A 24,137-nucleotide genomic window follows, 5' to 3' on the forward strand; every position below is an offset into this window, starting at 1 on the left:
AGCTGGGCCCTCAAGCCAGGATCAACGCTGCCATCTTCCTAGCAGGGGCACGAGGCCGCCGGGCGGGAAAATGGGCGACCTTGTGTGGGACGGGCGCAAGGTTCATCTCCCCGAGTCCTGTGAGACGGGGTGAACGCCAGAGCCCCCACTGCCATCCAGGTCATGGCTGCCCGCTCCAGCCACAGCGTCGACCTGCCGGGACCAACGGCGGATGACACTACGGCCTCGGACCGTGGCACCTACGGTCAGGATACGAATCGGCGTGCCTGACCGTAGTGCTTGTTGGCCGGTATCCTTTCGGCGTCGTCTGCTCCAGGGGCCGGTCCTCGTCCGAGTTCGCATCACTCCAGGCGGAACGTTGAGGACGACCCTTGAAGCAGGAGCCTGTTCCCGCCCCCGGCTCAGGAAGTCCAGCCCATGCGCGCCCTCGACGTAGTCAGCGCCGACGGCGTCCCGCTCGACGCGGTCCTGCACCCTTCCAAAGGAGACCGCTCGAAGGGCACCGTTGTCCAGGCCCACGGCATCACCGTCGACAAGGACGAGGGCGGCATGTTCGTCCGCTTGGCCGAGAGTCTGTCCGACAAGGGGTTCAACGTCGTTCGGTTCTCCTACCGGGGACATGGAAAGAGTGGTGGGACGCCCCGCGGTGTGACCGTCGCTGGCGAGATGCTCGACCTCCAGTCGGTCATCGAGCACGCTCTGGACACCTGGCCCGAACCGCTCTCCGTTCTGGCCGCGAGCTTCGGGGCCGTGTCCTCTTCACTCCTGCTTCCTGTACTCGGCGACCGGATCGACTCCCTCGTCCTGTGGAACCCCGTACTCGACCTGAAGCACACCTTCCTCAACCCAGAGCTCCCCTGGGGAGTGGAGAACTTCGGTCCTGACCAACAGCGGGAGTTGGGCGCCAGCGGTCAGTTGTTGATCGACGGCGAGTTTCCCATCAGCCCGATCATGTGGCGCGAGTTCAGCCTCTACGATCCCCTCAGCGCCTACACGTCATCCCGGGCTCCCTCGCTCGTGGTCCACGGTGACCAGGACAGCTACGTGTCCTACGGCATCGCTAGGGCCGCTGCCTCCGACCGGGCCGACACGGACTTCCACACGGTGCAGGGGTCCGACCACGGTTTCGATTCCACCGAGCGGGAGGACGAGGCGATCGGGGTTTCGGTGGACTGGCTCAACACACGGGCGCAGCGCAGAAGATGAACGGGTTCGCATGACCGGGATGGACAAGTTCACCCCGGGCAAGGGGCGTGTCTACGGCACGGTGCTCATCGACGCCGAACCACAGAATCCGTGCCAGAACCTGTCTTTCAGTAGTCATGGCCTTCCTCGTTGCGTTGGTGGCTTGTGGCCTCCTATGCTTTCTCGCAACGCGTTGACGGAGACGAGTAACCGCGGGACCACGTGAGCCGAGAGAACTGCCGGTAGCTGGGAAGGCAGTCTCACGCCCCGCGGCGAAGACCCTCCCGAGCGCGGGGAGGAACGGTCCTCTGCGGCCCCATGCCCCGCCGGATGGCCCCCGTCATAGGGCCTGAACGAGGTCGCTGTCCGAGCGACGAAAGTGCGGTGGCACCGCGAGTTGCCCTTCTCGCCCGCACTCCCAAGGGATCATGACGAGGTCCTTTGGAGGACTGCTGTGATCCACCCTACGAGCCGTGTACTGGTCGCTGAACTGCGAGAACACGTCGGGGAATCTGTTTCGATCTCAGGATGGGTGAACACCCTCCGCCTGCAGAGCAAGATCCAATTCGTGGTCGTGAGGGACCACACCGGCATGACCCAGGTCACGCACAAGCGAGGTAGCGCTGGTGACGTTGTCGAGTCGGAGCTGGAGCGTCTGACCACGGAGTCAGCCGTCCGCATCACTGGCCGTGTGGTCGACAACCCCATCGTCAAGCTCGGTGGACTGGAGATCATCCCCGAGTCCGTCGAGATCCTGAACCTGGCCGAGACCCCTCTGCCCATCGACGAGCACACCGGGCTCGAGCAGCGTCTGGACTGGCGCTTCCTGGACGTGCGTCGCCGTTTCCCCGCCCAGGTGCTCTTCGCCGTGCAGACCACCCTCGAGCAGGGCATGCGCGAGTACGCCTATGCGCAGGGGTGCACCGAGATGCACACCCCCAAGCTGATGGGCACCGCCTCGGAGTCCGGCGCCGAGGTGTTCAAGCTCGGCTACTTCGACCGAGACGCCTATCTGGCCCAGTCGCCGCAGTTCTTCAAACAGATGGCGATCGCGGCCGGGATCGACAAGGTCTTCGAGATCGGCCCCGTCTTCCGCGCCGAGCCCTCATTCACCTCCCGGCACGCGACCGAGTTCACCGGTGTGGACGTCGAGCTGGCCTGGATCTCGGACGTCGAAGACGTCATGGCGTTCGAAGAGCGGATGCTCGCGCACGCCCTGGCCAAAGTCGCCGAGGCCCACGGCGAGGCGATCCGGGAAGCCTTCGGCGTCGAGGTAACGGTCCCCTCGGTGCCATTCCCGCGAATCACCATGGCCGACGCTCAGGAAATCCTCCGAGCCGAGGGCTGGGACCCCGAAGGCGCCAAGGAGGACCTGGACCCGGAGGGGGAACGCGGGATCGCCGCCCACATCCAGCGAGAGACGGGGCACGAGTTCGTCTTCGTCACTGACTACCCGGCCAGTATCCGACCCTTCTACCACATGCGTCCGGCCGGGCGACCCGACCTCACATCCAGCTTCGACCTGATGTGGAAGGGACTGGAGATCACTACCGGCGCCCAGCGCGAGCACCGGCACGGCGTCCTGCTCAAGCAGGCCGCCGAGAAGGACATGAACACCGGACCCATGCAGGACTACCTGAACACCTTCCGGTACGGCTGCCCGCCGCACGGCGGTCTTGGTATGGGCCTCAGCCGTGTCCTGATGGTGCTGCTCGGTCTGGACTCCATCCGTGAGGCCAGCTTCCTCTTCCGCGGCCCCAACCGGCTTACGCCGTAGGGACGCGCCTGGGGTGGTCCTGCCCGTCGTGGCAGGACCACCCCGGTTCCCGTGGGTGTGTCAAGTTAAGGGTGTAACTGTTGTTCTTGGTCAGCGGCGTGTCGCGGTCAACCGGCCATCAAAGGTCAGATCGAACGCGTTCAGCGCCTTCTTCCAGCGCGCGCTCCACTTGGCCCGCCCGGTCCCCTTCGGATCCAGAGCCATCAACGCCATGTAGACGCACTTGAGCGCGGCCTGCTCGTTGGGGAAGTGCCCCCGAGCCTTGACCGCGCGGCGGATCCGGGCGTTGATCGACTCGATCGCGTTCGTGGTGCAGATGATCTTGCGGATCTCCACATCGAAGGCCAGGAACGGCACCATCTCCGCCCAGGCGTTCTCCCACAACCGCACGATCGCCGGGTACTTGTCCCCCCACTCCTCGCAGAACTCGGAGAACCGCTCCAGAGCGGCCTCCTCGGTGGCGGCGGTGTAGACGGGCTTGAGCGCCTTGGCGACCTTCTCCCAGTCGGCCCGGGAGGCGTAGCGGAAGCTGTTGCGCAGCAGGTGCACGATGCAGGTCTGCACCACCGTGCGCGGCCACACCGACTCCACCGCCTCGCTCATGCCCTTGATCCCGTCGGCCACGAGCATGAGCACGTCGGCCACACCACGGTTCTTGAGTTCGGTGAACACGTGCGCCCAGTACTTGGCGCCCTCGTTCCCATCGCCGGCCCACAGACCGAGGATGTCGCGCTCACCCTCGGCCGTGACGCCGAGCACGACGTAGATGGGCCGGTTGGCGACCTGGCCATCGCGGATCTTGACGTTGATGGCGTCCACGAACAGCACCGGGTAGACCTGGTCCAGGGGCCGGTTCTGCCACTCGGCCATGCGCTCCATGGCCGCCTCGGTGATGTTGGAGATGGTCTGCTTGGACACGTTGGCGTCGTAGACCTCGGCCAGGTGGGCGCAGATCTCGCCGTGGGTCAGGCCGCGGGCTGAGAGTGAGAGGACGATGCCGTTGACCCCGTTCAACCGCCTCTGGCGCTTGCGGACGATCTGGGGCTCGAAGGAGCCGTCGCGGTCGCGGGGCACGTCGAGCTCGACGGGTCCGGCCTCGGTGGTCAGGGTCTTGGACCGGGTGCCGTTGCGGGTGTTGCCGCCGGGCTCGGTGGAGCGTTCGTGCTTGGCGTAGCCCAGGTGGGTGTCCATCTCGGCGGCCAGGACGTTCTCCAGGGCGGTCTTGGTCAGGCGGGCCAGTAGCCCGTTCTCGCCGACCAGCTCGATGCCCTCGGCCTCGGCCTTGGTCTTCAGTTCCTGGACGAACTCTTCGTCCGACCTGCCAGTATCGGCCTTGACCTGCGTCTTGTCACTCATGGTGCACTCCTACCCCCTTGGAGTTACACCCCTACCTTTACACTCCCGTTCCCGTCAGTAGCGGGTGTTGCGCAGGTCGTGGAGCCAGGCTTCGGCGGGATGGTCATCCCAGTAGCGGCGCAGGGCCACTTCCCGTTCGGCGTAGACGCCGTGGTGGCACAGGGCTCCGTGGGAGAGGTTGATGCTCATGCTGAGCGGTGTCTCACTGGTGACCCAGTGCGGTGTGAGGGCGTGGCTCCACAGCGTGTCTCCCGGCTCCATGCGGATGGAGAGACGCTCAGCTTCGTTGTGGGCGGGCGGTTCTTCGGCTGTGGTCTTGCCGATGACGGCGTCCTCCGCCGCGAGGACTCGGTCAGGGTCGACGTAGCTGTGGAACGCCTTGACACCCTCGACCTGCCACACCAGTCCGTGGGAATTGTCGTTGTGGTAGGTAGAGGCGGCGCCCTGGCTGGAGATGAACAGCAGCGGAGCACATCGCTGCCAGGTGAAGCCCTGAGCTGAAAGAAACGTGCGCCACGGGGTCATGACGTCGTTCTGGAAGCCCTCCAGGAAGTCCTTGTAGAAGCGGCTCAGGTTGAAGTGCACCAGCCGAAAGCGCCAGGTCAGGAGTTCCTCCAGCGGTGCGCTGCGGAAGGCCGCGGTGCGGTCCAGGCGGACCTGCCAGTCGTCCGGATCGAGGACGGTGTAGCGCACCTCGTTGTCGCGTCTGATGTGGTCGAGGATGTCAACGGCCTTCGGGAACTGGAACTCGAAGGGGACCAAAGGGGCCGCGACAGGGAAGTTCGGTGGCGTCCGCCAGCGGGTGACGAACTCTTCGGATGTCGTGACGGGTGTCTGCACGGGTGACCTCGCGGGGTGTCAGGAACGGCAGATGGCAGCGCAGTCTGTAGTGACCCGGTCGGTGGTCGGCCGGACGAGGAACTCCCTGACGTCAGACCGGGGTTGGTGGGTGCTCACGCCGACTTCGCTGAATGGGCAGCGCCTCAGTTGGCCCTCAGCGGAGACGTACAGCGCTCGCGACCGGCAGAGGTGCCGACATCCTGGTGAGCGCCGCATGGCCCGCAGATGGGCGAGGTAGTCGCGAAAGCCATCCCCGAGTTCGAAGTGATGCTCGAGTACGGCCGCATCGCGTTGCTGCTGCTCCTCGTAGCCAGCCACGGTCATCCGGGCGCGCTGGATCGCGAGCTCGTCGAGCAAGACCGGGCTGAACTGGAGCTCCGCGCCCGCCTCCGTCACGAGCCGCGCCAGCTCACGGCATTCATCGTCGACAAGGTCCCAGTAGCTGACGTGCAGGACGCTCGCAGGGGCATCGACCCTCAGCAGGGTACTGATACCCGACCCCACGGAACGCCTGGTCCGACCCAGCTTCATCGCGCCACGCGAGTCCGCGGAGACGGTCACGTTCTCCACGAGGTGTGCGACTTCGGCGAGGGCGGTGACCTCGGCCTCGGTACGGGCCGAGGTCACCACGGAGACAGGCAAACCGAACTGGTGCGAAAGACGAACCAGTTGTCGCAGTTCGGGGTGATGCGTCGGCTCACCGCCCGTGAGGCAGATGCTCTCGACGCCGATCTCCCTGAGGCGGGACAGGGATCGGGTGTACGTCGCGACGTCCAGGAATCCGTGGGCCCGATCGGCCCGGAAGCAGAATCCGCACGCGACGGCGCAGTGCCCGGCAGTGGAGACGAGCGCGGTCCGGAACCGCGGGGTGGTCATTGCACCCCCGTGTTGTCCCAGACCGCGATCTCGACCGTTCCGGTGTAGAAGGCGCACATCTCCTCATCAGGCGCGTCCGCGCCCACCAGGGCCTGCTCATTGCGTGACGGCCCGCCGCAGATGGCCAGCGCTGGACAGTCGCCGCATTTCTCGTACGGGGCGACCTCTTTGGCGACGCCGCCCAACAGCTCCGGGCCAGCGCGCAACTCATCGAGCGTGTGGATGAAACTGGGCTCGGTGAAGTTGATGTCGCACAGGCTGATCCTGCTGCCGGGCAGCAGGGCAGCGTTGAGGCTCCGGTCGCCCTGCATGTGGTCGAAGAGCATCGGGCGCCGGGTGTCGAGAGCCTGAAAGGCACGGTCGAGGACGGAGAAGAGCATGCCTCCCTTGCTGAGCGCGGTGAGCCGGGCCTCATAGAGTTCGCGCGCGAGGTCGCGTCCCTTGACGCGCCAGCGCCCTTCGGAGGGAATCGGGGTGTTGACGTAGATGAACTTCAGCCCGAGTTCCTCGATGATCCACGAGACCGTCTCGCCGAGCTGACCGATGTTGGCCGCTGTCGGTGTGAGATTGCATCCCACGTAGAGGCCATCGGCCTCCAGCAGGCACCGAACGTTGGCGCCGATGCGGTCGTCGGCGGATTGACCGCCGAGGAGTCTGCGGTTGACGGCGTTGATGGCCGGCGGGCCGTCGACCGAGATGCCGATGCCGTACTGGTGCCGGACGAAGTGCTCAAGCATCTCGTCTGTGAGGCGGGCTCCGTTGGTGACGACGGTGCGGCGGATGCGCTCGACGTCGTAGCGGGATGCAAGCTCGTCGGCCAGCGCATCGCCGTAGCGCATGAGGTCGAACCGGATCGTCGGCTCACCGCCGAACCACTGGATCGAGACTTCCCGCTGCCCAGCGTTCTGTTCGAAGAGGTACGTCAGCCCCTCTGCGAGTTCGTGGTGTGTCATGTCGGGCTTGCCGGTGTTGGTGTCGACGAAGCAGTACGTGCACGCCATGTTGCAGCGGTCGGTGAGTACGACGCGCAGACCGCTGATCCGGCTGGGTGTCGGGGCGAGGCCCAGGTCGTGGAGGCGGGCACGGAGGGCTTCGCGCCGGCCGGTCGGTGGCTCGTCCGGTGTGAAGCCGAGCCCAGCGAGGGCGTCATGAGTCGCGGTCGGGGGAGCAGCGGAGAGGTCTGCGACCTCCCCGCGGTCGAGGTACACGCTGTCCAGACCGACCGGGTCGAGGAGCACGGATTCCTCGTCCCGGTCGTACTGGACGTACTTCCCCCACAGGAGCTGGGAAGAAGAGGTCATGGTGTCAGGCCGTTTCCTCTTCGCTGATGCCCAGTTCGGCCATGGCCTCGCGAATGGCCTTCTCGTAGGTGACCTGAAGTTCGGCCGAGGCGGCGGGCGAACCGCCGTCCGCCAGGACGATCACGCCGGGCAGGGTGGGGTTCGGAGCGATGATGGCGATCCCAGCGGGCTCGGTGCTGATCGCCATGACGGCGCCCTCGACGGTCACCCAGTCGAGCTTGTCCTTGACGGCTTCGAGAATCCTGCTCTGCTGCTCCTGGAAGGACTCGCGCTCTCCCATCCAGACCCCTGCCTTGCTCTTGGAGTCCACGACGTCGGCGTAGATGAGGTGATCGGTCTTGCTGCGACGAGCAGTCGGCATGTCCTGCCTCTCTTCGATCGGTACGGAGCCACTTTCAACCGTCGTTGACAGCTACCCGGCTCGGCTCCGGCCAGGCACGTCCACGCTGTCACTTCGGCTCGGAACGCAGCCATGGGGCGCCGTCCTAGTCCTGCCCTAATTCCGTTGTCGGCTGGCTACCGTAAGGTGCACGAGGACGACCCGGTGCGAAACGGAAGGGATACGGACCCATGGGTTCGTTGGTGGCCCGATGGACCGGCCGGGAGGCACGCGCCTTTCGCGAGGCCAAACGCATGAGCGTTCGGGAGTTCGCGGCTCATCTGGGGGTCAACGATGCCGCCGTGTCCAACTGGGAACGCCGCGGCACCAGGGCGAGGCTGCGCTACGACACACAGCAACTCCTCGATACGGACCTCACCCGATCCGAGCCGGAGGTAGCTGATCGGTTCGAGCTCATCCTGCGATCCGAGACTCCCGACGATCCGACCGCCCAGTCGCAGCCGCAGGACGAGACAGCGGCCAGTGGCATCCACTTTGGTGGCCGCTCCGGGCAACGAACCGCCTCCCTTCTTGATGCGGCTCGAACCACGGTCACCGAGTCGACGTACCACCCCGATCAGACAGCCCTCGAACGATTCCGGCGGTTCCTCGACTCTCAAGCGCGGGTCTTCGTCCTCACCGGAGCCACCGGCAGCGGGAAGACCCTACTCACCCAGTACCTGGCGCACCGGTGGTCGGAGCATGTGGACTTCCAGCTGCACACCTGTTCCACGTGGGCTCTGTCCACGATGAACCTCGCCACGGAGATACTGCGGTACGCCTCGCTGTCTGGTGGTGAGGACGCACTGCTGACTCTGGAACGCGCATCACACTTCCTCGAGCGCCCGTGCGTCGTGGTCATCGATGGCGTCGACACCCAGGAGCACCTCACCTCCGTCGGGCGGCATATCGACGGCATCCTTCGACAAGCCCATTCCGATCGCCTGCGGTTCCTTGTCGTGGTGAGAACGTCTCCCGAACCCGACCTGTCACCCTTTCCCGTCCTGTCAGCCGCCGCCTTCGGCCATGTGGCGCAGCCGTCCAGGGCGTCCCACACCATGGAGCCATGGACTCTGGCGGAGGCCCGGGAACTGTGGGACCGCGAGCGTCACGCGGATCAGATCCCGTTCTCGGACCTGCCGGAATCGCTGCGGTACCTGGCGAGAACGCCCTTGTACATGCGGATGCTGCGGACCGCTGGGGACACCACTCCGGTACGAGCGCGACCAGGGGCCATCAATGCGTTTCGGCTTGTCGACCACTGCGTTTGTATGGTTCTCGGCCGTGGCTCCCACGACATCGGCTCGGACACGGGTCGCTTCACGCGGCTCGCCCGCGAACTGATGCCCGAGGCCATCCCCGGACCGTTGGCCATCGCCGATCAACAGCCTGAACCGGTTCGGGCGTCGAAAGCTCCCGCTGGGGAGCCAGTGTTCGCATTCGTCGAGCGGGCCTCGGACGGACGAGAACGATTCACGCATGACGTGTTCCGTGAGTACTTTCTCGCCGTCCACATCGTCGAGCAGATGACAGCCAGGGGACGATCCATCGCGACGGTCGCGGCCTTCAATGACCTGGCTGATCACGCCGCCCGATCGGCTGCGGCTCGGGGCGTATTCGACTTCGTCGTGTGCGCCCTCGACTGCCGTGCGCCAAACCTCGTCGGGGTCATCGCCATGGCGCCGTCGATCGATCTGGACGCCGCTCTACCGATGTTGCTCGAGACTGCTGCGGCCAGTGGTGCTCTCGTGTCCGCCGAGGTGGTTCGCTCTTGTGCTCGCCGGTGTACACAGACCGCGACTCACCAGCTCGCGCGTGCGCTGCTCGCGACTCCGCACCTCGGGGAGTCGCTCGGGGAACAGTACGCGCCCTGGATCGTCGAGCAACTACGAACCCACGGTTTCGGGATCTGGGACGAGGTCGCCCGCCACGTCGAACACGCTCTCGACATCCAGGTCAGTACACGCATCGTGGACTGTATCGACCTAGACCAGGCTGAGGAGGCCGCCTTCCTAGCACGGCACTTCGATCTGTTCGCCGGTGCCAGGCATGACCATGCCGATCTGCTTCAGCGACTCCTGCGACATCTGGACTGGCGCGTACGGGCGGGCCTGGCGGAGGCTCTGCTCGGTCACCGCGGACTCAGCTCAACGTTCGTGAACCGCGTCGTCGAACATCTCGTCCACGATGATGACTACAAGGTGCGCGCCGCTATCGCCCGCGCGGTAGGAACTCTCGACACCGTCGCCGTGCACGACCACGTCCAAGCGTTGCTTTCGGACGGCAACTGGCACGTTCGTGAACGCACTCTGCAGGGACTTCTCGAGGGGCCGCGAGCACCACTGCCACATCCGGAAGTGGCCCACGCCGTGATGAGGGGCCTCGCCGCCGACAAGGGTTGGGACGCGGCTCCTGCTTCCACGGCGAAGCTCCTCGCGAGAATGCGGCTCCTCAACGGAGGGTCGGCCCACGAAGCATCCCCTTCTGAGGGGGGAGCCCTCTTCGGGTTACTCAGGGAACTTCGGACCGGCTGGATCGAACTACCGTCTCACATCGAACAATCCCTCATATCCCAGGGCAAGGTCTCCTCTCACTGGCTCACCGCCAGAGAGGCTCACGCCGCCCAGCAGCGAACGGCTTCCCCACGAGGGGAACCGAGCGCCCGTGAACGGTACCGGCGCCGTCGAGGCCAACGTTCCATCCAAGTCGCCCTCGACGTCCACAACCTCGATCGTGCGGTCGAGGTCGCCACGGCCTCCGCCGATGCGGGGGTCGATCTCCTCGAGGTCGGCGACCCGTTGATCAAGCGAGCGGGCGTCGCCGCGATCGAGGCCGTCAAGCGTCACGCACCGGACGCGGCCGTGGTGGCCGAGATGATGTCCGCTGACTGGGGTCGCGACCAAGTCGAGCTCGCGGCCGAGGCGGGAGCTGATGTCGTCCTTCTCATCGGACCGGCCTCGATCGCCAGCGTATCCGCCGCCGTCGCGGCTGCGCGTCGCCTCGGAGTCGCACTCACGCTCGACGTGGCGGCGGAACGCCTTGAGCCCTCGTGGCTGCGCGATATGGAACGAACCGGTGTTGACGGGTTCGTCGTCACCACCAACATCGACCTAGGAGTCGGAGGCAATCACCCCCTCGCGACCGCCAGAATGATTCGCTCGCGCAGTCGGCTGCCCGTCGCGGTTTCCGGCGGGTTCAGCACGACCGACGACGCTCTCACGGCCAGTGATGACTGGGATATCGTCATCGTCGGCCGCAGTGTCGCTGACGCCGTCGCTCCCTCCGACATGGCGCACCAATTGACCACCATCGTCCACCAGGTCCACACCGAGGAACGTCCATGATCGTCACGCCCCTTCACCCCGAACGGATCGGCGAGGTCCTGCGCCTCATGGAGTTCGGCGAGCCGTACATCTCAGCGCGCACCCTGTCCGACTACTGGCTCTACGCCACGTTGTTCTCCTCCACCTGCCCCATCGCCGTCGCGGATGATGGCACCGTCGCCGGAGCGGTGATGGCCTTCCGCAGCCAGGACGACCCCCAGGACGTCTATGTGCAAGACGTCATGACCCACCCGCGACACCGGCGCCAGGGGATCACACGGGCGCTCCTGGACAGTGTGCGCTCCCAGGCCGAGGTGTGGGGCTGCCGACGCCTGTACCTCACCTCGGAACCCGACAATCACGCGGCACACGCCAGTTGGACCGCCCTCGGTTTCGTCAACGTCCCCGGAGACCACGAAGTCAACGGGGTCTCGGTCATCAGCGACTTCAAGGGGCCTGGCCGTCATCGCGCCGTCTACCAGTTGACCCTGACCTGAACGACGCGCACTGTTGGGTCACTTCCGACACGCGTTCGGTGTCCGGAGTGCCCGTGAGACATAGGTGGGGCTCGGTGGGGATGCCAGCAGCGGAGCGGGCGTTCGCGCACTCCTGGAACCGCGAGTGGGAGGATCCACGCGTCGATAACGATCCGCCCCGCCAACCACCGAGTGGCGAGATCGACTGCTTGCGGCGTGAGCACACCGCCTCGTAAGAGTAGGGTTTCGAGTGGTGCCTGTCTTCGAGGCCAATGGGCGCCCTAAGCCCCGGAGGAGGCACGCACCGCCTCCTGGCCAGCCTCTCCCTCCGAGACGACCTCCAGGTCGATGTCACGGCCTGTGGACATGGTGACTTGTCTCCCCTTGCAAGCAACTTCAACCCACGGGAGACCGGTGGCCGAGAAGTCCAGAGCATTCACGATCCGAGAGCTGTACGACCTACCCGCCGCCGTCGACCTGATGACGGCAGCCCGTGCCCTGCACATGGGACGGACAACGGCCTACGAGCTCGCCAGTTCCCCTGTCGGCTCCTTCGCTACGGCGGGACCTACCGGGTGGTCACGGCGGAGCTCCTGGAGCTGCTGGGCGTGCCCCTGCCCGAGCGGGGGTGACCGGCTACAGTCGAGTCGACATAGCGATTCGATCTGTTGTCGACTCGGCGTCCGGCCGGTGCCGTTCAGTGCCGGGGGAGTGCGGGCTCTGACAGGGGATGCCGTGGGGTCCCACGGTCAGATGACGGTCACAACAGGAAGAGCCCTGCTCTCCGGGTGGAGAAGCAAGGCTCTGACCAGTTGAAACTGGGTGGGCGTACCAGGACTTGAACCTGGGGCCTCATCCTTATCAGGCACTCACGACCCCCAGGTCAGGAGCTTCCGACAGCTCCTGACCTGGGGATTCTTGTTTGCCGGCGTTCGCGGATGTTCGCAGTCGAACGCGCCTCCTGGCGCACGTGTGGCGCACGGACACATGTCGGGGGAGGCAAGCCCCAAGGATGAGGCCACGCCCGAGCGCAGCGTGAGGTCATTTCGCTGGGCGCCTCGTCCCGGTATGCTCCTCGAGGAGCGTCTGTAGGACGCGACTCAGGTACACAGAACCCCCGCACCCGGGACGGTACGGGGGTTCTGTGATGTCCAGGCGCGTCTACCCGTCGAGACCCTTCAGGTCGGCGAGGAACGCGGTCCACTCAGCCCGCGGGAACTCGAGGTGCCCGGCCTCGCGGTGCTTCGTGTCTCGGATCGCCCCGGCCCCTTCAGGCAGGTACGCGCACTCGACGCAGTCCTGGTTGTGGTTGCTGTAGGACGCTTTGCGGAACTCAGGTGTCATCATGATTCGTCGCTTTCTTCGGGCAGGATGTCCTCGATGAAACGGGCGCTATGCACGGTCGACAGTGCCGCGCCTTGCAGTTCGCCGAAGGTCGTCGTGTAGCTCTCGACCTCGGCGTCGGTCTCCTCGAAGACGCCGGAGGCCACGCTATCCGTGTAGGCGATCGGAGCGTCCAGCGGATCGGGGAAGTCCAGGAGGGTGAACGACATCCCGAGTGCGGCGTGCGGGCCTGCGCTGAAGGGGAGCACCTGGACGTCGATGTTCGGCAACTGCCCGATTCTCAACAGGTACTCGAACTGCGCGCGCATCACCTCGGGTCCACCCATGGGGCGACGTAGCGCGGCCTCGTCGATCACCGCCACCAGGCGGGGCGGACGGTCGTAGCGCGTCAGGATCTCGCGGCGCTCCATGCGCGCGGCCACCTGCCGCTTGATGTGCTCTGCCGAGGTGTATCGGCCCCCGGAGAACACGCCTTCGGCGTACTCGGGGGTCTGGAGGAGGCCCGGCACGATCGCGACCTGGTAGGTCCGGATGAGGCTCGCCTCGGTCTCGAAGTCCGGCAGGCTCTCCGCTCCGAAGACGTCCCGGTACTTCCACCACCAACCGCGTTCCTTGGCGTCGCGCGCGAGCTGGTGGAGGGCTTCCCGCTGCTCGTTCTCCTCGACGTTGTAGAGGGTCAGCAGCGCGTCGAGGTCAGCGGGTTTGACCGTCTTCAGCTCGCTCGTCTCGAGTTTGCCGATCTTGGCCTTGGCCCAGCCGAGCCGCTCGCTGACGTTGGCCATCGTGTAGCCGGCGTCCTCGCGCAGGCGTCGGAGGTGCCGCCCGAGGCGTCGACGCCGTACAGACGGCGAGTAGGTGGGGTTCGCGCGTGCCATAGATGCATCCTACCGCCGGGCGAAAATCGTAGAGTCTCTCTTTTAGGGTTGTGCTAGTCGGTGTTTCTAGCGCATGATGTCTTCACCTGAGTATTGGCCCTACAGACAGCGAACAGGAGAAGATCCTCAATGTCCGGTTTCAAGGAAGGAACCCCCGCCCAAAGCCCACGATCACGCGGAGTCTCACCCCGGCGAAGGCCCCGAAGCGCCCACCGCGTCCGGCCTTACCTCGGCGACTGCTGGGCGGTGGTCTAGTGATGGAGCTGTTCACCTTGGACGACCAGCGAGACGTCATCCTCACGAACGACGCCGTCCTGGCTGACGGGCGTGAACTGAACGGCGAGGAGATCGGCGAGCTGATGAAGCAGCTCGAGCCGCTCCGCCTCGAGACGCTGTGGCGCGAAGTCCACCGTCACTACCCGCTCGGCACGTGGGTGACGGTCGCCAACAGCAAGCGGACCCGGCCTGACGAGGTGATCGGCTACCAACGCGGCCGCCCCGGAACTCCCGGTCACATGCTGAAGATCCGCACACATCGGGGTGACGAGATCCGCGTACCCGTGGCCGAGGCGCGCGTGGTCCCCCCCACCGAGGGAGGGACAGCGATGATCCGGCTGTTCCTCTGCCTGCTGGGTTCGGTCCTGCGCCCCGTCCGATCCGACGTCCGTTCTCGACCTGCACCGAGCGCGGCCGTCCCTCCAGTTCCGCGCCAGGCTCGCCGAACCTTTGACCGAGTGATCGAGCTACTCGCACGCGAACACCCCGACTGGCGGGTGTTCGCGATCCCGACCGACCGGGGTCGTTGCTTCGTTGCGAAGAAGGAGGCGACGACCGTGTACGCGGACACCGCCGAGGAGATCAGCCAGCGAATCCGGAGCGTCGACGAGGAACCCGAGCCCGACATGGTGCGCTCCTACATCGACTGGCGGGTGCCCGCATGAGTCGAAGACATCCCCCGGTGAACGCGGTCGATGTTGTCGGCCTTGCGCTGATCCTGCCCCCGGGCGCTGTTGAGCCTGGACATCCGATAGCGCGCATACAGGACGTGTTGCGTGCTGCTCTACGAACCCCCGGTGCGTGCAGTCCCCAACGCGCGAACCGGGCGGCCAGTGCCGAGACCACCGCTGGCCGAGGTGGTGCCCGCACCCCGTAGCGGGCACCACCAACCCCCGACCCCCGTGTGTCCGGTGTGCGTGGCTGTCGCCGGACACGCGGGACCAACCGCCGCCCCTCGATCCGGGGGCGAGGGGCGGCGCTTACCCGGCCATGCACCAGCCGGACGCGGCCCCGAGGAACCACCCACCTCGGGGCCGCCACCCCACACAACGCCGGTACCGACTCGCCGTTTCGACCGAGGAGACCAGCACATATGCATGACCTGATCGTCGCCCCCTTCCTCGACCACCACCTGTTGATGCGCCCTGGCCACACGGCCGGGGCCAAGCTCCCCCGACGCCGCTACGACGAACTCGCCGCCGCCCCCGGGGGAACTCCGGTGCCCGGGTGGCTGGTCGACACCGCCGCTACCGTGTTCGGCCTCGACCTGCTCGGGCGCCGCCTCGACCCGACCGTGCTCGTGCGTGAGCGCTCCCCGTATGGGTACGTGCGCGCCTCCTACGAGCTGAACCTGGGCTGTAACTACGACTGCGAACACTGCTACCTCGGTGACCGGCCGTTCGACGGCCTCGACTGGGCGGGCCGCGAGAAGCTGTTGCACATCATGCGCGACGCCGGGGTGGTGTGGGTTCAGCTCACCGGCGGGGAACCGCTGATCGACAAGTACTTTCCGGACGTGCACCGGCTCGCCTACGAGCTGGGCATGATGATCAGCATCAGCTCGAACGGGTCCCGCCTGTCGAACCCGCGCATCCTGGAAGTGCTGACCACCTACCGGCCCTACCGGCTCACTCTGTCGGTGTACGGGGCGACGGAGGAGTCCTACGACGGCATGACCCGCCGTCGCGGTTCCTACCGGAAGTTCATCCGTGGCCTTGACGCCGCCGTCGAGGCTGGTCTTCCCGTGAACCTGAACGTGGTGGTGTCCAACCACAACGAGAACGAGGTCGACGCCATGTGCGCCATGGCGGAGTCGCGCGGGGTGCCGCACCACGTGTTCGTGAACATGGCCCCGACCATTCAGGGCGACGGCGGCGTGCTGGTCACCCAGTCGGCCGAACACCTGCGCGAGCGCAAGCAGTTCACGGGCTGCAACGCAGGCCACACCTTCTTTCACTCCGATCCGCACGGGCGCGCGTCGATCTGCAAGGTCGGCCGAGACGACGCGATCGACCTCATGTCCGAAGGTGTCGAGGGCCTGTCCCGGCTCGGCGAGGTCGCCGACCGCCTCATGCTGCGCACCGGCGGGTACTCCGGATGTGCGCTGTCCGGCTCCTGCACGGTGTGTCGCCCGCTGGCCAAGCAGTACCAGCAGGCCAAGGCCCCCTTGGGGATGTACTGCCAGCACGGAAAGCGGAAGGAGGTGAATGTGTGATGGCCCCTGTGACGGTTGCTGTGCCGACCCTGCCCAGCCAGGAGTCGGTCGAGGTCGTCGAGGACCTGGACGCGGTCCTGGAGTCCGAGCAGTGCAGTTGCAACGCCGGTGATGACAACCCGTTCTAGCGGCGGGTGACGCGGGCCCTGGTGGAATCCGCCAGTCGCCACCGGGGCCCGTGGCGTGTGAGTAGCATGTCGCCATGCGCGACACCAGCGGTCCCGAGGGGCTCGTGTTCCCGGTGCCCTACGTCCCCACCCTGGGCCCGATGCATCCGGCCGCGATCACCCCCGACCTGTGGAGACAGGTCGTCGAGGTCTCCGGAACCGGCCGGTTCCTGCCCCATGACAAAGACGCCCGCTGGGGCGGGGCCAAAGCCGAGCACGTCCTGGTCGACCACGTCAGGGACAGCGACGGGCAAACCGCGGTGCCGACGCTGCTCCAACGCGGGAACCGGCGCACGGTGCGTGTTCACCTGTACGGCGAGGTCGACTTGGACCAGGCGGCCGAGCACGCGGCCAAGCTGGCGGCCGACCTCGGCGCCGACCGCGCACACCTCGTACGCCTCACTGCCGACCCTCAGCCCGGCCGGTGCTGTCGCATCCAACTGCGCGTGTTCGCCCCCGGGGCCGAGGTGCCCGAGGTCGAGGGCGCTACCGAGCTTGATCGGCTCCCCGAATCCGTGCGCGCCACGTGGCCCGACTTCGCCGAGGAACTGGCCGGCGAAGGGTTCGCCTTCCTCGCCGCCAAGGAGCACGCAGGCGCCCTCGATGGCCCGGTGCTGACCGTGACCGAGGGCGGCCGCGTGGTCGGAGCGATCGGCCCGATGGCGACCAGGCCCGACCCGGTCGGCCGGACGCGCTTGCTGCCCCAGTACTTCGGTGTCCTGCCCTCGTACCGCGGCCGGGGCCACGGCCGCACGCTGTGGCGAGCCGCGATGGCATGGGGCCAGCGCTCGGGGACCGCCTACCAGGTACTCCAAACCGAACTCGACGACGCGTCCGATCGGCTGTGCCGTGGGGAAGGGCTCGCCACCCTGGGGTTCGTCACCACGGTGGCACTGTAGGCCCGGACACGACGAAGCGCCTCGTCTCCCCATGGTGCGGAAGAAGCGCAGGATCTTCCTTCGCGCTTACGACGAGGCGACGTCGAACAGAACTCCATCAGTGGCCCGAAGACGGACACCGATAGGAACCGACGGGAGCAGGCCGGGGTGTCCTTCTGGGGGACGACGCGCCTGACGGGTGAACACCTCAGCCTGCGTCTCCGGGACCAAGTACCGCTGCCCGCTTCCGATGTCGAACGCGATCCAGAACCGTGCCCCTGACGTCGTCTTGGCGAGTTGGACCCACTCACATTGGGGATCGCCATCGAAGTAGAAGTCCACGCGCTGGCGGAAGCGGGCCCTTCTGAGCCCGAGATACGTCTGAATCTGGTCCCATAGGTCTTTCTCCCTGGAACCGGGCACCGTTCCCGCTCGCTGCCAAGCCTCACCCGGTCCACCGGGCCCTGGTGTGACTGAGGGGTACTCAGGAGTGTCTTGGGTTGATACCCACACCGTTGCTGTCATGGGAACATTCTCGCCTTCCCGGGGGACATTTCGCCGGGAACAGCAAGGCGGGCGTGATGAACATGAAGCTTCTCCAGGAAGTCGGCTGGCACCCCGGACACAGCGAAGGGCGCCCTCACTCTCCCTCCGAGAGAGTAAGGGCGCCCTGTTGCATTCCCCTCGTGGTCTTCCCCAACCACGACTAGAACACGCGTACGAATATATCAGTCACCAATCCTGATCAGTGCCGCCCTCGAGGCGACGCTGGACCCAGGCCGCGAGTGCGGTTCCGGCCGCGGTCGCCACGGCCACGCCAAGCGTCGGCCAGTCGATGACCTCGCCAGGCACGACCTGGTCGAGAACGACGGCGGCAACGGCGACGAGAGCCGTCGACACCGCGCTCTGAAGCGCCGTGCGCCAGCCGCGCGAGCGTGCGTCCTATTGGGTCTCGGCCTTGCTGCCCGGGGTCAAGGCCCCAGCTCGGGTGCTTCGTGTGCCATGTCAGCAATCCCCCTTGTCGAGGTCAAGGCCAGCCACGACCCGCTCGGCCTCGCGTCGTGCGACGGCCCGTCGAATCTGTGCGGCAGCGATCGCGCTCACGCGAACACTGCTCGTCGCGCTCGAGCCGACGTATCGCCGAGCGGCCAGAACCGCCTCGTGGTGGCGCCGCCGTACTCGCCGTCGACGCCGTCGCCGCGCGGGCCGAAGTCGCCAAGCAGGCCACCGAACCCCGCGTGCCTGAGGGAGGTCTGGAGTCCTTCGACTCGCTCGCCGCTGTCACCTTCTCAGAGTCCGTGCAACTCCTCGTCTCCTTCTGCTGCTGTTCCGTCAAGGTCCATGCCGCCCTTCGCCCAGGCATACAAGGCGTCGCCGGGCCCCGGTTGACACGAGGTCGCGATGACTGGTCACGGGAAGCGCCCGGCCCGCCCAGCTCTGCGCCTCGGCGTAGCACTGCCGGACGGCGGCCAGGGCGTGAACGCTGGGAAGGACGTTGTCGTAGGTATCGATCACGGCGTATGAACCGTGGTCGACAACCAGGCGCGCGTACCCGACGTCGGCCCAGCCGATCGAGAAGTGGTAACTCTGAATCTGCGCCGGGGTCTGGGTGGCGGGGCCGGCGGTGTGGTGCACGGTGAAGCCGCGCACCTCGGACTTTCCGACCGGGGATCTACTGCGGGCCGGTGCGAGACCGGCGTCAGCTCGTGACTGCTTGCGGACATCGGGCACGTGAGGCGCCTCTTTCAGGGCATAGAAAAGCCCCGACCGGTCGGGGCGGGGCTTGCACACGAGGGGCGTTCGGTTTGTTCCTCCGGGAGATCGCCGAACCCCACACACGAGCTAGTCACTTTAAGTAACATCAAAGTCACTGCTGGCTCGTTCAGAGAGTTGAGTATGTCTTACGACGGCATCGAGACAGGCAAGCCCTACTACTTGACCTGCGGGGATCAAGGTGTTGCGGGAGAGATAGAGTCCCGCTGGGAGTGGATCAAGTTGACCGGTCAATACGGAGACCACGGAGATCCGGTCGTCTTCCACCAGCAAGGCGACGGCTACGTCATCGAGCAGACCAAACGCCACTGGGACAACTACATGTTCTGGCAGGCGGCGGGCGGAATCTGCCTCAACCAGGTGAACGAATCCAGCCAATGGTTCGTCCAGCCCGCCACGAACGGCAAGATCGTGCTCAGCGTCAAGCATTTTGGGGATGACCTGCAGGTGCACCGCCAGAGCTCCCTTTCGGGGACCCAATGGCTCAAGGCCTACCAGCACGAGCAGGATCATGGCAGGTATGGACACGGGGTAAGTGAGACCCCGATACTCGAGTTCACTCTGGTCCCCGCCTGAGTGACTGTTGTGTATGCGACTGCGAACGCTGGGTGATGAGGGCAACCGCGTGCGCTGACACGAAAACGGCCCCGGAATGATCGCGTCGTGTGTGCCAATGCAACGGTTCCGGGGCCGCTGAACCCCGACGCTGCCCCTCCGGCCTCTCCGACGCGGCATGGAAGGTGATCCAACCCCTCATGCCCGTCCGTGACCAGCGCAAAGGCGGAGCGCCCCGCCTCTACGGCGAGCGGCTGGCCCTGGACGCGATTGGGTCTGATGCCTCGGCCATCTCACCGTGCCGCCGCTGAGTGGGCGGCATTTCTCCAGCTACCCCAGTAACGCATGCGAGGTCCTGGGCCCGGCTCAGGACCTCTGTCATACCCGGATCACCAGGGCCGATGTCACGGCTGGTCGACATGGTGACTTGTCTCCCCTTGCAAGCAACACCAACCCACGGGAGACCAGTGACTGAGAAGACCAGAGCATTCACGATCCGAGAGCTGTACGACCTGCCAGCGGTGGTGGACCTGATGACGGCCGCCCGTGCCCTGCACATGGGGAGGACGACGGCGTACAAGCTCGCCAGAAGCGGCCAGTTCCCCTGCCGACTGCTCCGCTATGGCGGAACCTACCGGGTGGTCACGGCGGAGCTCCTGGAGCTGCTGGGCGTGCCCCTGCCCGAGCGGGGGTGACCGGCTACAGTCGAGTCGACATAGCGATTCGATCTGTTGTCGACTCGGCGTCCGGCCGGTGCCGTTCAGTGCCGGGGGAGTGCGGGCTCTGACAGGGGATGCCGTGGGGTCCCACGGTCAGATGACGGTCACAACAGGAAGAGCCCTGCTCTCCGGGTGGAGAAGCAAGGCTCTGACCAGTTGAAACTGGGTGGGCGTACCAGGACTTGAACCTGGGGCCTCATCCTTATCAGGGATGCGCTCTAACCGACTGAGCTATACGCCCTCGTTCCGTCAGGAACTCTACCGCATCCGGAGGACCGGAGCGAACCGGTTTCCGCGGGGCGGGGAGGAAGGCACACGGACGTACCGCGTCCCTCTTCACCTCCTATTTTAGCGGGTTTCGGGTAGTGCTCGGGACAGCCCCGGAAAGGCGTTGGGCCCGGCCTCCTCCAGGAGCACCGGGCCCAGCGGGCAGGTTCGAGGACTACTCGGCCTCGGAGAGGGTCACGTCGACACCGCCGACCAGGTCGGAGACCAGGTTGTACAGCATCGCGCCCACCGTGGACAGGGCGGTGATCAGCACGACGTTCAGCGCGCCGATCACACCCGTGTAGCCCAGCACACGGCCGGGGGAGAACCAGGCTGCCGGGTTCAGGCCCAGCTCGTCCTCGCCGCCGTCACCCTCCAGGAGGGCATTGATCATGCTGGTCAGTTCATCGAAGACACCCAGCATCGACAGGGTCGCGTAGATCACCGCGACCGCCACGAACAGGATGATGAAGCAGACGAGGGCGACCACGAAGCTGAACTTCATCACCGACCACGGCTCCACGCGGGAGACGGTCAGGTGGGCCTTGCGGCTGGCCAGGGTCGCCTTGACGGCGCCCGGTCCCTCCGGGGCGCCCCCCGAGGACATGGGCTCCTCCGGATCGGGCCTCGATTCGGTCGTCACTGTCGTTCCCCCCGATTCCGTACCCGTTGCCGTGGAGGAGCCCTCAGCGGTCGACTCCGCCGTCTCCACGTCCGTGTCACCGGCGGTCGCAGCCGCGTCGGACTCGTTGCTGGTGGTGTTCCGCTGGTTCTCAGACATAGAAGCGCTACCGCTGGACTTTCGTTGAGACGGGTCGATGCGTGTGTCCCGTGGGGCCGCCGAAACGAACCCCACGGGACGTACTGGGCTTAACGCGCAGTCTAGGCGTCGGGGTTGCCTTCACCCGAGACCTGCTCCTCGACCGTGTCGGCCGCGGCGGCTTCGGCGGCCTCGACGGCGTCGGCGACCTCCTCGGCCTCGGCCTCCTCCGCGGCCTCGGCGTTGGCCGCGACGGCCACGATCTTGTTGCCCTTGTCCAGGTTCATCAGGCGGACGCCCATGGTGGTGCGACCGGACTGCTTCACCTCGGCGGCTCCGGTGCGGATGACCCCGCCGGCGGAGGTGATCGCGAAGATCTCGTCCACCTCCGGGTCCACCATGAGCGCACCGACCAGCTTCCCGCGGGCCTCCACCACCTTCGCCGTGAGCACACCCTTGCCGCCGCGGTTCTGCACCGGGTACTGCTCCGAGGGGGTCCGCTTGGCGTACCCGTTCTCGGTGGTGACCAGGACGTCGGTGGAGCCGTCGTCGGGGCGGATGACGTCCATGGAGAGCAGGTAATCGTCCTCCAGGAACCGCATGCCGATCACACCGCTGGTCGCGCGGCCCATGGGGCGCAGCGACTCGTCGGAGGCCGGGAAGCGGATCGCCTGGGCGTCACTGGAGATCAGCAGCAGATCGTCGTCGGGGAAGACCAGACGCGCCGCGATCAGCTCGTCCTCCTCACGGAGGTTGATCGCGATGATGCCCGCCGCGCGCGCGGAGTCGAAGTCCTCCAGGCGCGACTTCTTGACCAGGCCCTCGCGGGTGGCCAGTACCAGGTACGGCGCCGCCTCGTAGTCGCGCAGCGCCATGATCTGCGCGATCTCCTCGCCCGGCTGGAAGGGCAGCAGGTTGGCGACGTGCTGGCCGCGGGCGTCGCGAGCGGCCTCCGGCAGCTCGTAGGCCTTCATCCGGTACACCCGGCCCTGGTTCGTGAAGCACAGGATCCAGTGGTGGGTGGTGGTGACGAAGAAGTGCTGGACGATGTCGTCCTGCTTGAGCTGGGCGCCCCGCACGCCCTTGCCGCCGCGCTTCTGGGCGCGGTAGTTGTCGATGCGGGTGCGCTTGGCGTATCCGCCGCGGGAGATCGTGACGACCACGTCCTCCTCGGCGATGAAGTCCTCCATGCGCATGTCACCCTCGAACGGGATGATGTGCGTGCGCCGCTCGTCGCCGTACTTCTCGACGATCTCGCCCAGCTCCTCGCGGATGATGCTGCGCTGGCGCACGTCCGAGGAGAGGATGTCGTTGTAGTCGTCGATGAGCGCCATCAGCTCGTCGTACTCGGCCGTCAGGGCGTTGCGCTCCAGGGCCGCGAGCTTGCGCAGCTGCATGTCCAGGATGGCGCGAGCCTGGATGTCGTCGATCTCCAGCAGACCCATCAGGCCGGTGCGCGCCTCGTCGGCGGAGGCACTGCTCCGGATGAGGCTGATGACCTCTTCGATCCGGTCCATGGCCCGCAGGAGGGCGCGCAGGATGTGCGCGCGCTCCTCGGCCTTGCGCAGGAGGTACTTCGTCCGGCGGACGATGACCTCGACCTGGTGCTTGACCCAGTGGCGGATCATCTGGTCCAGGCGCAGGGTACGCGGAACCCCGTCGACCAGGGCCAGCATGTTCGCGCCGAAGGTGTCCTGCAGCTGGGTGTGCTTGTACAGGTTGTTCAGCACGACCTTGGCGACGGCGTCGCGCTTGAGCACGATGACCAGGCGCTGGCCGGTACGGCCGCTGCTCTCGTCACGCACGTCGGCGATGCCGGTCATCTTGCCTTCCTTGACAAGGTCGGCGATCTTCAGCGCGAGGTTGTCCGGGTTGACCTGGTAGGGCAGCTCGGTGATGACCAGGGTCTGACGGCCCCGGCTGTCCTCCTCGACCTCGACCACGGCGCGCATGGTGATGGAGCCGCGGCCGGTCCGGTAGGCCTCCTCGATCCCGCGCTTGCCCACGATGAGGCCCCGGGTCGGGAAGTCGGGGCCCTTGACCCGGGCGATGAGCTGGTCGAGCAGCTCCTCGTCCTCGGCCTCGGGGTTGTCCAGGTACCAGTTGACGCCGTCGGCGACCTCGCGCAGGTTGTGCGGCGGGATATTGGTCGCCATGCCGACCGCGATACCCGAGGAGCCGTTGACCAGCAGGTTCGGGAAGCGGGCGGGAAGTACGACGGGCTCGGAGGAGCGGCCGTCGTAGTTGGGCCGGAAGTCGACGGTCTCCTTGTCGATGTCCCGGAGCATCTCCATGGCCAGCGGCGCGAGCTTGCACTCGGTGTAGCGCATGGCGGCGGCCGGGTCGTTGCCCGGCGAGCCGAAGTTGCCGTTCGGGTCGACCAGCGGCATCCGCATCGACCACCACTGGGCCAGGCGGACCAGGGTGTCGTAGATGGCGCTGTCACCGTGCGGGTGGTAGTTACCCATCACGTCACCGACGACGCGGGCGCACTTGAAGTACCCGCGGTCGGGACGGTAGCCGCCGTCGTACATCGCGTAGAGCACGCGCTGGTGGACCGGCTTGAGCCCGTCACGGACGTCGGGGAGGGCGCGGCCGACGATGACCGACATCGCGTAGTCGAGGTAGCTGCGCTGCATCTCGACCTGGATGTCGACCGGTTCGATCCGGTCGGTCAGGCGCGGCAGGGACTCCACACCGGAGTCACCGCCCTCAGGGGCGTCGGGGCTGTTCGCATCCGTCACGGATGTCGATCCCTTCTACGAAGCTTGCTTGAGCACGGGTGGGAACAGGGG

The 24,137-nt window shown here is 66.4% G+C and carries 21 protein-coding genes and 1 tRNA gene; 10 read left to right on the forward strand and 12 right to left on the reverse strand.

The features are described from left to right. The first annotated feature begins 417 nt into the window (after positions 1-417). Both HNR07_RS24885 and aspS read left to right on the forward strand, forming a co-directional pair. A complete protein-coding gene (locus HNR07_RS24885; protein ID WP_184367033.1) occupies positions 418-1,206 on the forward strand; it encodes an alpha/beta hydrolase family protein in 789 nt (262 codons plus the stop codon). A gap of 433 nt (positions 1,207-1,639) precedes the next feature. Further along, positions 1,640-2,962, forward strand: a complete 1,323-nt coding sequence (gene aspS / locus HNR07_RS24890) for an aspartate--tRNA(Asn) ligase (protein ID WP_184367034.1) — start codon at positions 1,640-1,642, stop codon at positions 2,960-2,962. Positions 2,963-3,052: 90 nt separating this feature from the next. Here the strand turns inward: aspS and HNR07_RS24895 are convergent, their stop codons facing one another. The 5 genes from HNR07_RS24895 to HNR07_RS24915 are packed head-to-tail and all read right to left on the reverse strand — an operon-like array spanning position 3,053 to position 7,696. Beyond that, positions 3,053-4,318: an IS256 family transposase gene (locus tag HNR07_RS24895; RefSeq protein WP_184367035.1), complete on the reverse strand. Its 1,266-nt coding sequence runs from the start codon at positions 4,316-4,318 to the stop codon at positions 3,053-3,055. A gap of 54 nt (positions 4,319-4,372) precedes the next feature. Next, complete coding sequence (locus HNR07_RS24900) at positions 4,373-5,158, reverse strand: hypothetical protein (RefSeq protein WP_184373115.1); 786 nt, start codon at positions 5,156-5,158, stop codon at positions 4,373-4,375. Between the two features lie 18 nt (positions 5,159-5,176). Next, on the reverse strand, positions 5,177-6,034 hold the full coding sequence (locus tag HNR07_RS24905) for a radical SAM protein (protein WP_184367036.1): 858 nt from the start codon (positions 6,032-6,034) through the stop codon (positions 5,177-5,179). Beyond that, on the reverse strand, positions 6,031-7,335 hold the full coding sequence (locus tag HNR07_RS24910; RefSeq protein WP_221318925.1) for a radical SAM protein: 1,305 nt from the start codon (positions 7,333-7,335) through the stop codon (positions 6,031-6,033). The genes HNR07_RS24905 and HNR07_RS24910 overlap by 4 nt, the downstream gene beginning before the upstream one ends. 4 nt (positions 7,336-7,339) lie before the next feature. Continuing rightward, a complete protein-coding gene (locus tag HNR07_RS24915) occupies positions 7,340-7,696 on the reverse strand; it encodes a hypothetical protein (RefSeq protein ID WP_184367037.1) in 357 nt (118 codons plus the stop codon). Positions 7,697-7,905: 209 nt separating this feature from the next. Between HNR07_RS24915 and HNR07_RS24920 the strand changes: the two genes are divergently transcribed. Together HNR07_RS24920 and HNR07_RS24925 are read left to right on the forward strand one after the other, a co-directional pair. Beyond that, positions 7,906-11,058 (forward strand): orotidine 5'-phosphate decarboxylase / HUMPS family protein, encoded by a 3,153-nt coding sequence (locus HNR07_RS24920; RefSeq protein WP_184367038.1) that lies wholly within the window; start codon positions 7,906-7,908, stop codon positions 11,056-11,058. Further along, on the forward strand, positions 11,055-11,534 hold the full coding sequence (locus HNR07_RS24925; protein ID WP_184367039.1) for a GNAT family N-acetyltransferase: 480 nt from the start codon (positions 11,055-11,057) through the stop codon (positions 11,532-11,534). Before HNR07_RS24920 ends, HNR07_RS24925 begins: the two co-directional genes overlap by 4 nt. Before the next feature lie 1,140 nt (positions 11,535-12,674). On the opposite strand, the gene HNR07_RS24930 is transcribed toward HNR07_RS24925, so the two are convergent. Further along, positions 12,675-12,860: a DUF397 domain-containing protein gene (locus HNR07_RS24930; RefSeq protein WP_184367040.1), complete on the reverse strand. Its 186-nt coding sequence runs from the start codon at positions 12,858-12,860 to the stop codon at positions 12,675-12,677. Beyond that, a complete protein-coding gene (locus HNR07_RS24935) occupies positions 12,857-13,732 on the reverse strand; it encodes a helix-turn-helix domain-containing protein (protein ID WP_184367041.1) in 876 nt (291 codons plus the stop codon). The genes HNR07_RS24930 and HNR07_RS24935 overlap by 4 nt, the downstream gene beginning before the upstream one ends. 272 nt (positions 13,733-14,004) lie before the next feature. On the opposite strand from HNR07_RS24935, the gene HNR07_RS35180 reads away from it, so the two are divergent. The 4 genes from HNR07_RS35180 to HNR07_RS24950 all read left to right on the forward strand — a co-directional run bounded on the left by HNR07_RS35180 (position 14,005) and on the right by HNR07_RS24950 (position 17,289). Then, positions 14,005-14,673, forward strand: a complete 669-nt coding sequence (locus HNR07_RS35180) for a hypothetical protein (RefSeq protein ID WP_246420491.1) — start codon at positions 14,005-14,007, stop codon at positions 14,671-14,673. Between the two features lie 428 nt (positions 14,674-15,101). Then, complete coding sequence (locus HNR07_RS24945) at positions 15,102-16,223, forward strand: radical SAM protein (RefSeq protein WP_184367042.1); 1,122 nt, start codon at positions 15,102-15,104, stop codon at positions 16,221-16,223. Beyond that, on the forward strand, positions 16,223-16,351 hold the full coding sequence (locus tag HNR07_RS35690; protein WP_281387205.1) for a hypothetical protein: 129 nt from the start codon (positions 16,223-16,225) through the stop codon (positions 16,349-16,351). Before HNR07_RS24945 ends, HNR07_RS35690 begins: the two co-directional genes overlap by 1 nt. A gap of 74 nt (positions 16,352-16,425) precedes the next feature. Beyond that, on the forward strand, positions 16,426-17,289 hold the full coding sequence (locus HNR07_RS24950; protein ID WP_184367043.1) for a GNAT family N-acetyltransferase: 864 nt from the start codon (positions 16,426-16,428) through the stop codon (positions 17,287-17,289). Between the two features lie 711 nt (positions 17,290-18,000). On the opposite strand, the gene HNR07_RS24955 is transcribed toward HNR07_RS24950, so the two are convergent. Both HNR07_RS24955 and HNR07_RS24960 read right to left on the reverse strand, forming a co-directional pair. Then, positions 18,001-18,168, reverse strand: coding sequence for a hypothetical protein (locus HNR07_RS24955; RefSeq protein ID WP_184367044.1), 168 nt, complete (start codon positions 18,166-18,168; stop codon positions 18,001-18,003). A 432-nt stretch (positions 18,169-18,600) separates the two neighbouring features. Continuing rightward, positions 18,601-18,918 (reverse strand): peptidoglycan recognition protein family protein, encoded by a 318-nt coding sequence (locus HNR07_RS24960; RefSeq protein ID WP_221318926.1) that lies wholly within the window; start codon positions 18,916-18,918, stop codon positions 18,601-18,603. 246 nt (positions 18,919-19,164) lie between these two features. Between HNR07_RS24960 and HNR07_RS24965 the strand changes: the two genes are divergently transcribed. Beyond that, entirely contained in the window at positions 19,165-19,617 is a 453-nt protein-coding gene (locus tag HNR07_RS24965; protein ID WP_184367046.1) for a hypothetical protein, read from the forward strand. A gap of 446 nt (positions 19,618-20,063) precedes the next feature. Further along, positions 20,064-20,291 carry a helix-turn-helix domain-containing protein gene (locus HNR07_RS24975; RefSeq protein WP_312893972.1) on the forward strand — a complete coding sequence of 76 codons (228 nt, stop codon included), beginning with the start codon at positions 20,064-20,066 and terminating at the stop codon, positions 20,289-20,291. Positions 20,292-20,482: 191 nt separating this feature from the next. Here the strand turns inward: HNR07_RS24975 and HNR07_RS24980 are convergent. The 3 genes from HNR07_RS24980 to gyrA all read right to left on the reverse strand — a co-directional run bounded on the left by HNR07_RS24980 (position 20,483) and on the right by gyrA (position 24,086). Then, a tRNA-Ile gene (locus tag HNR07_RS24980) sits at positions 20,483-20,556 on the reverse strand. 201 nt (positions 20,557-20,757) lie between these two features. Beyond that, positions 20,758-21,363: a DUF3566 domain-containing protein gene (locus HNR07_RS24985; RefSeq protein ID WP_184367047.1), complete on the reverse strand. Its 606-nt coding sequence runs from the start codon at positions 21,361-21,363 to the stop codon at positions 20,758-20,760. 101 nt (positions 21,364-21,464) lie between these two features. Continuing rightward, entirely contained in the window at positions 21,465-24,086 is a 2,622-nt protein-coding gene (gene gyrA, locus HNR07_RS24990; RefSeq protein WP_184367048.1) for a DNA gyrase subunit A, read from the reverse strand. Positions 24,087-24,137: the final 51 nt, after the last annotated feature.

Source organism: Nocardiopsis metallicus, from assembly GCF_014201115.1.
In the GTDB taxonomy this organism is placed as follows: Bacteria; Actinomycetota; Actinomycetes; order Streptosporangiales; family Streptosporangiaceae; genus Nocardiopsis; species Nocardiopsis metallicus.

Bases quoted from the DNA above. Each gene is read 5' to 3' on its own strand.
- HNR07_RS35690 (WP_281387205.1), top strand. From the start codon at position 16,223: ATGGCCCCTGTGACGGTTGCTGTGCCGACCCTGCCCAGCCAGGAGTCG.
- HNR07_RS24925 (WP_184367039.1), top strand. From the start codon at position 11,055: ATGATCGTCACGCCCCTTCACCCCGAACGGATCGGCGAGGTCCTGCGC.
- HNR07_RS24885 (WP_184367033.1), top strand. From the start codon at position 418: ATGCGCGCCCTCGACGTAGTCAGCGCCGACGGCGTCCCGCTCGACGCG.
- HNR07_RS24905 (WP_184367036.1), bottom strand. From the start codon at position 6,034: ATGACCACCCCGCGGTTCCGGACCGCGCTCGTCTCCACTGCCGGGCAC.
- HNR07_RS24920 (WP_184367038.1), top strand. From the start codon at position 7,906: ATGGGTTCGTTGGTGGCCCGATGGACCGGCCGGGAGGCACGCGCCTTT.
- HNR07_RS24965 (WP_184367046.1), top strand. From the start codon at position 19,165: ATGTCTTACGACGGCATCGAGACAGGCAAGCCCTACTACTTGACCTGC.
- HNR07_RS24930 (WP_184367040.1), bottom strand. From the start codon at position 12,860: ATGATGACACCTGAGTTCCGCAAAGCGTCCTACAGCAACCACAACCAG.
- HNR07_RS24915 (WP_184367037.1), bottom strand. From the start codon at position 7,696: ATGCCGACTGCTCGTCGCAGCAAGACCGATCACCTCATCTACGCCGAC.
- HNR07_RS24945 (WP_184367042.1), top strand. From the start codon at position 15,102: ATGCATGACCTGATCGTCGCCCCCTTCCTCGACCACCACCTGTTGATG.
- HNR07_RS24950 (WP_184367043.1), top strand. From the start codon at position 16,426: ATGCGCGACACCAGCGGTCCCGAGGGGCTCGTGTTCCCGGTGCCCTAC.
- HNR07_RS24910 (WP_221318925.1), bottom strand. From the start codon at position 7,335: ATGACCTCTTCTTCCCAGCTCCTGTGGGGGAAGTACGTCCAGTACGAC.
- HNR07_RS24895 (WP_184367035.1), bottom strand. From the start codon at position 4,318: ATGAGTGACAAGACGCAGGTCAAGGCCGATACTGGCAGGTCGGACGAA.
- HNR07_RS24935 (WP_184367041.1), bottom strand. From the start codon at position 13,732: ATGGCACGCGCGAACCCCACCTACTCGCCGTCTGTACGGCGTCGACGC.
- HNR07_RS24985 (WP_184367047.1), bottom strand. From the start codon at position 21,363: ATGTCTGAGAACCAGCGGAACACCACCAGCAACGAGTCCGACGCGGCT.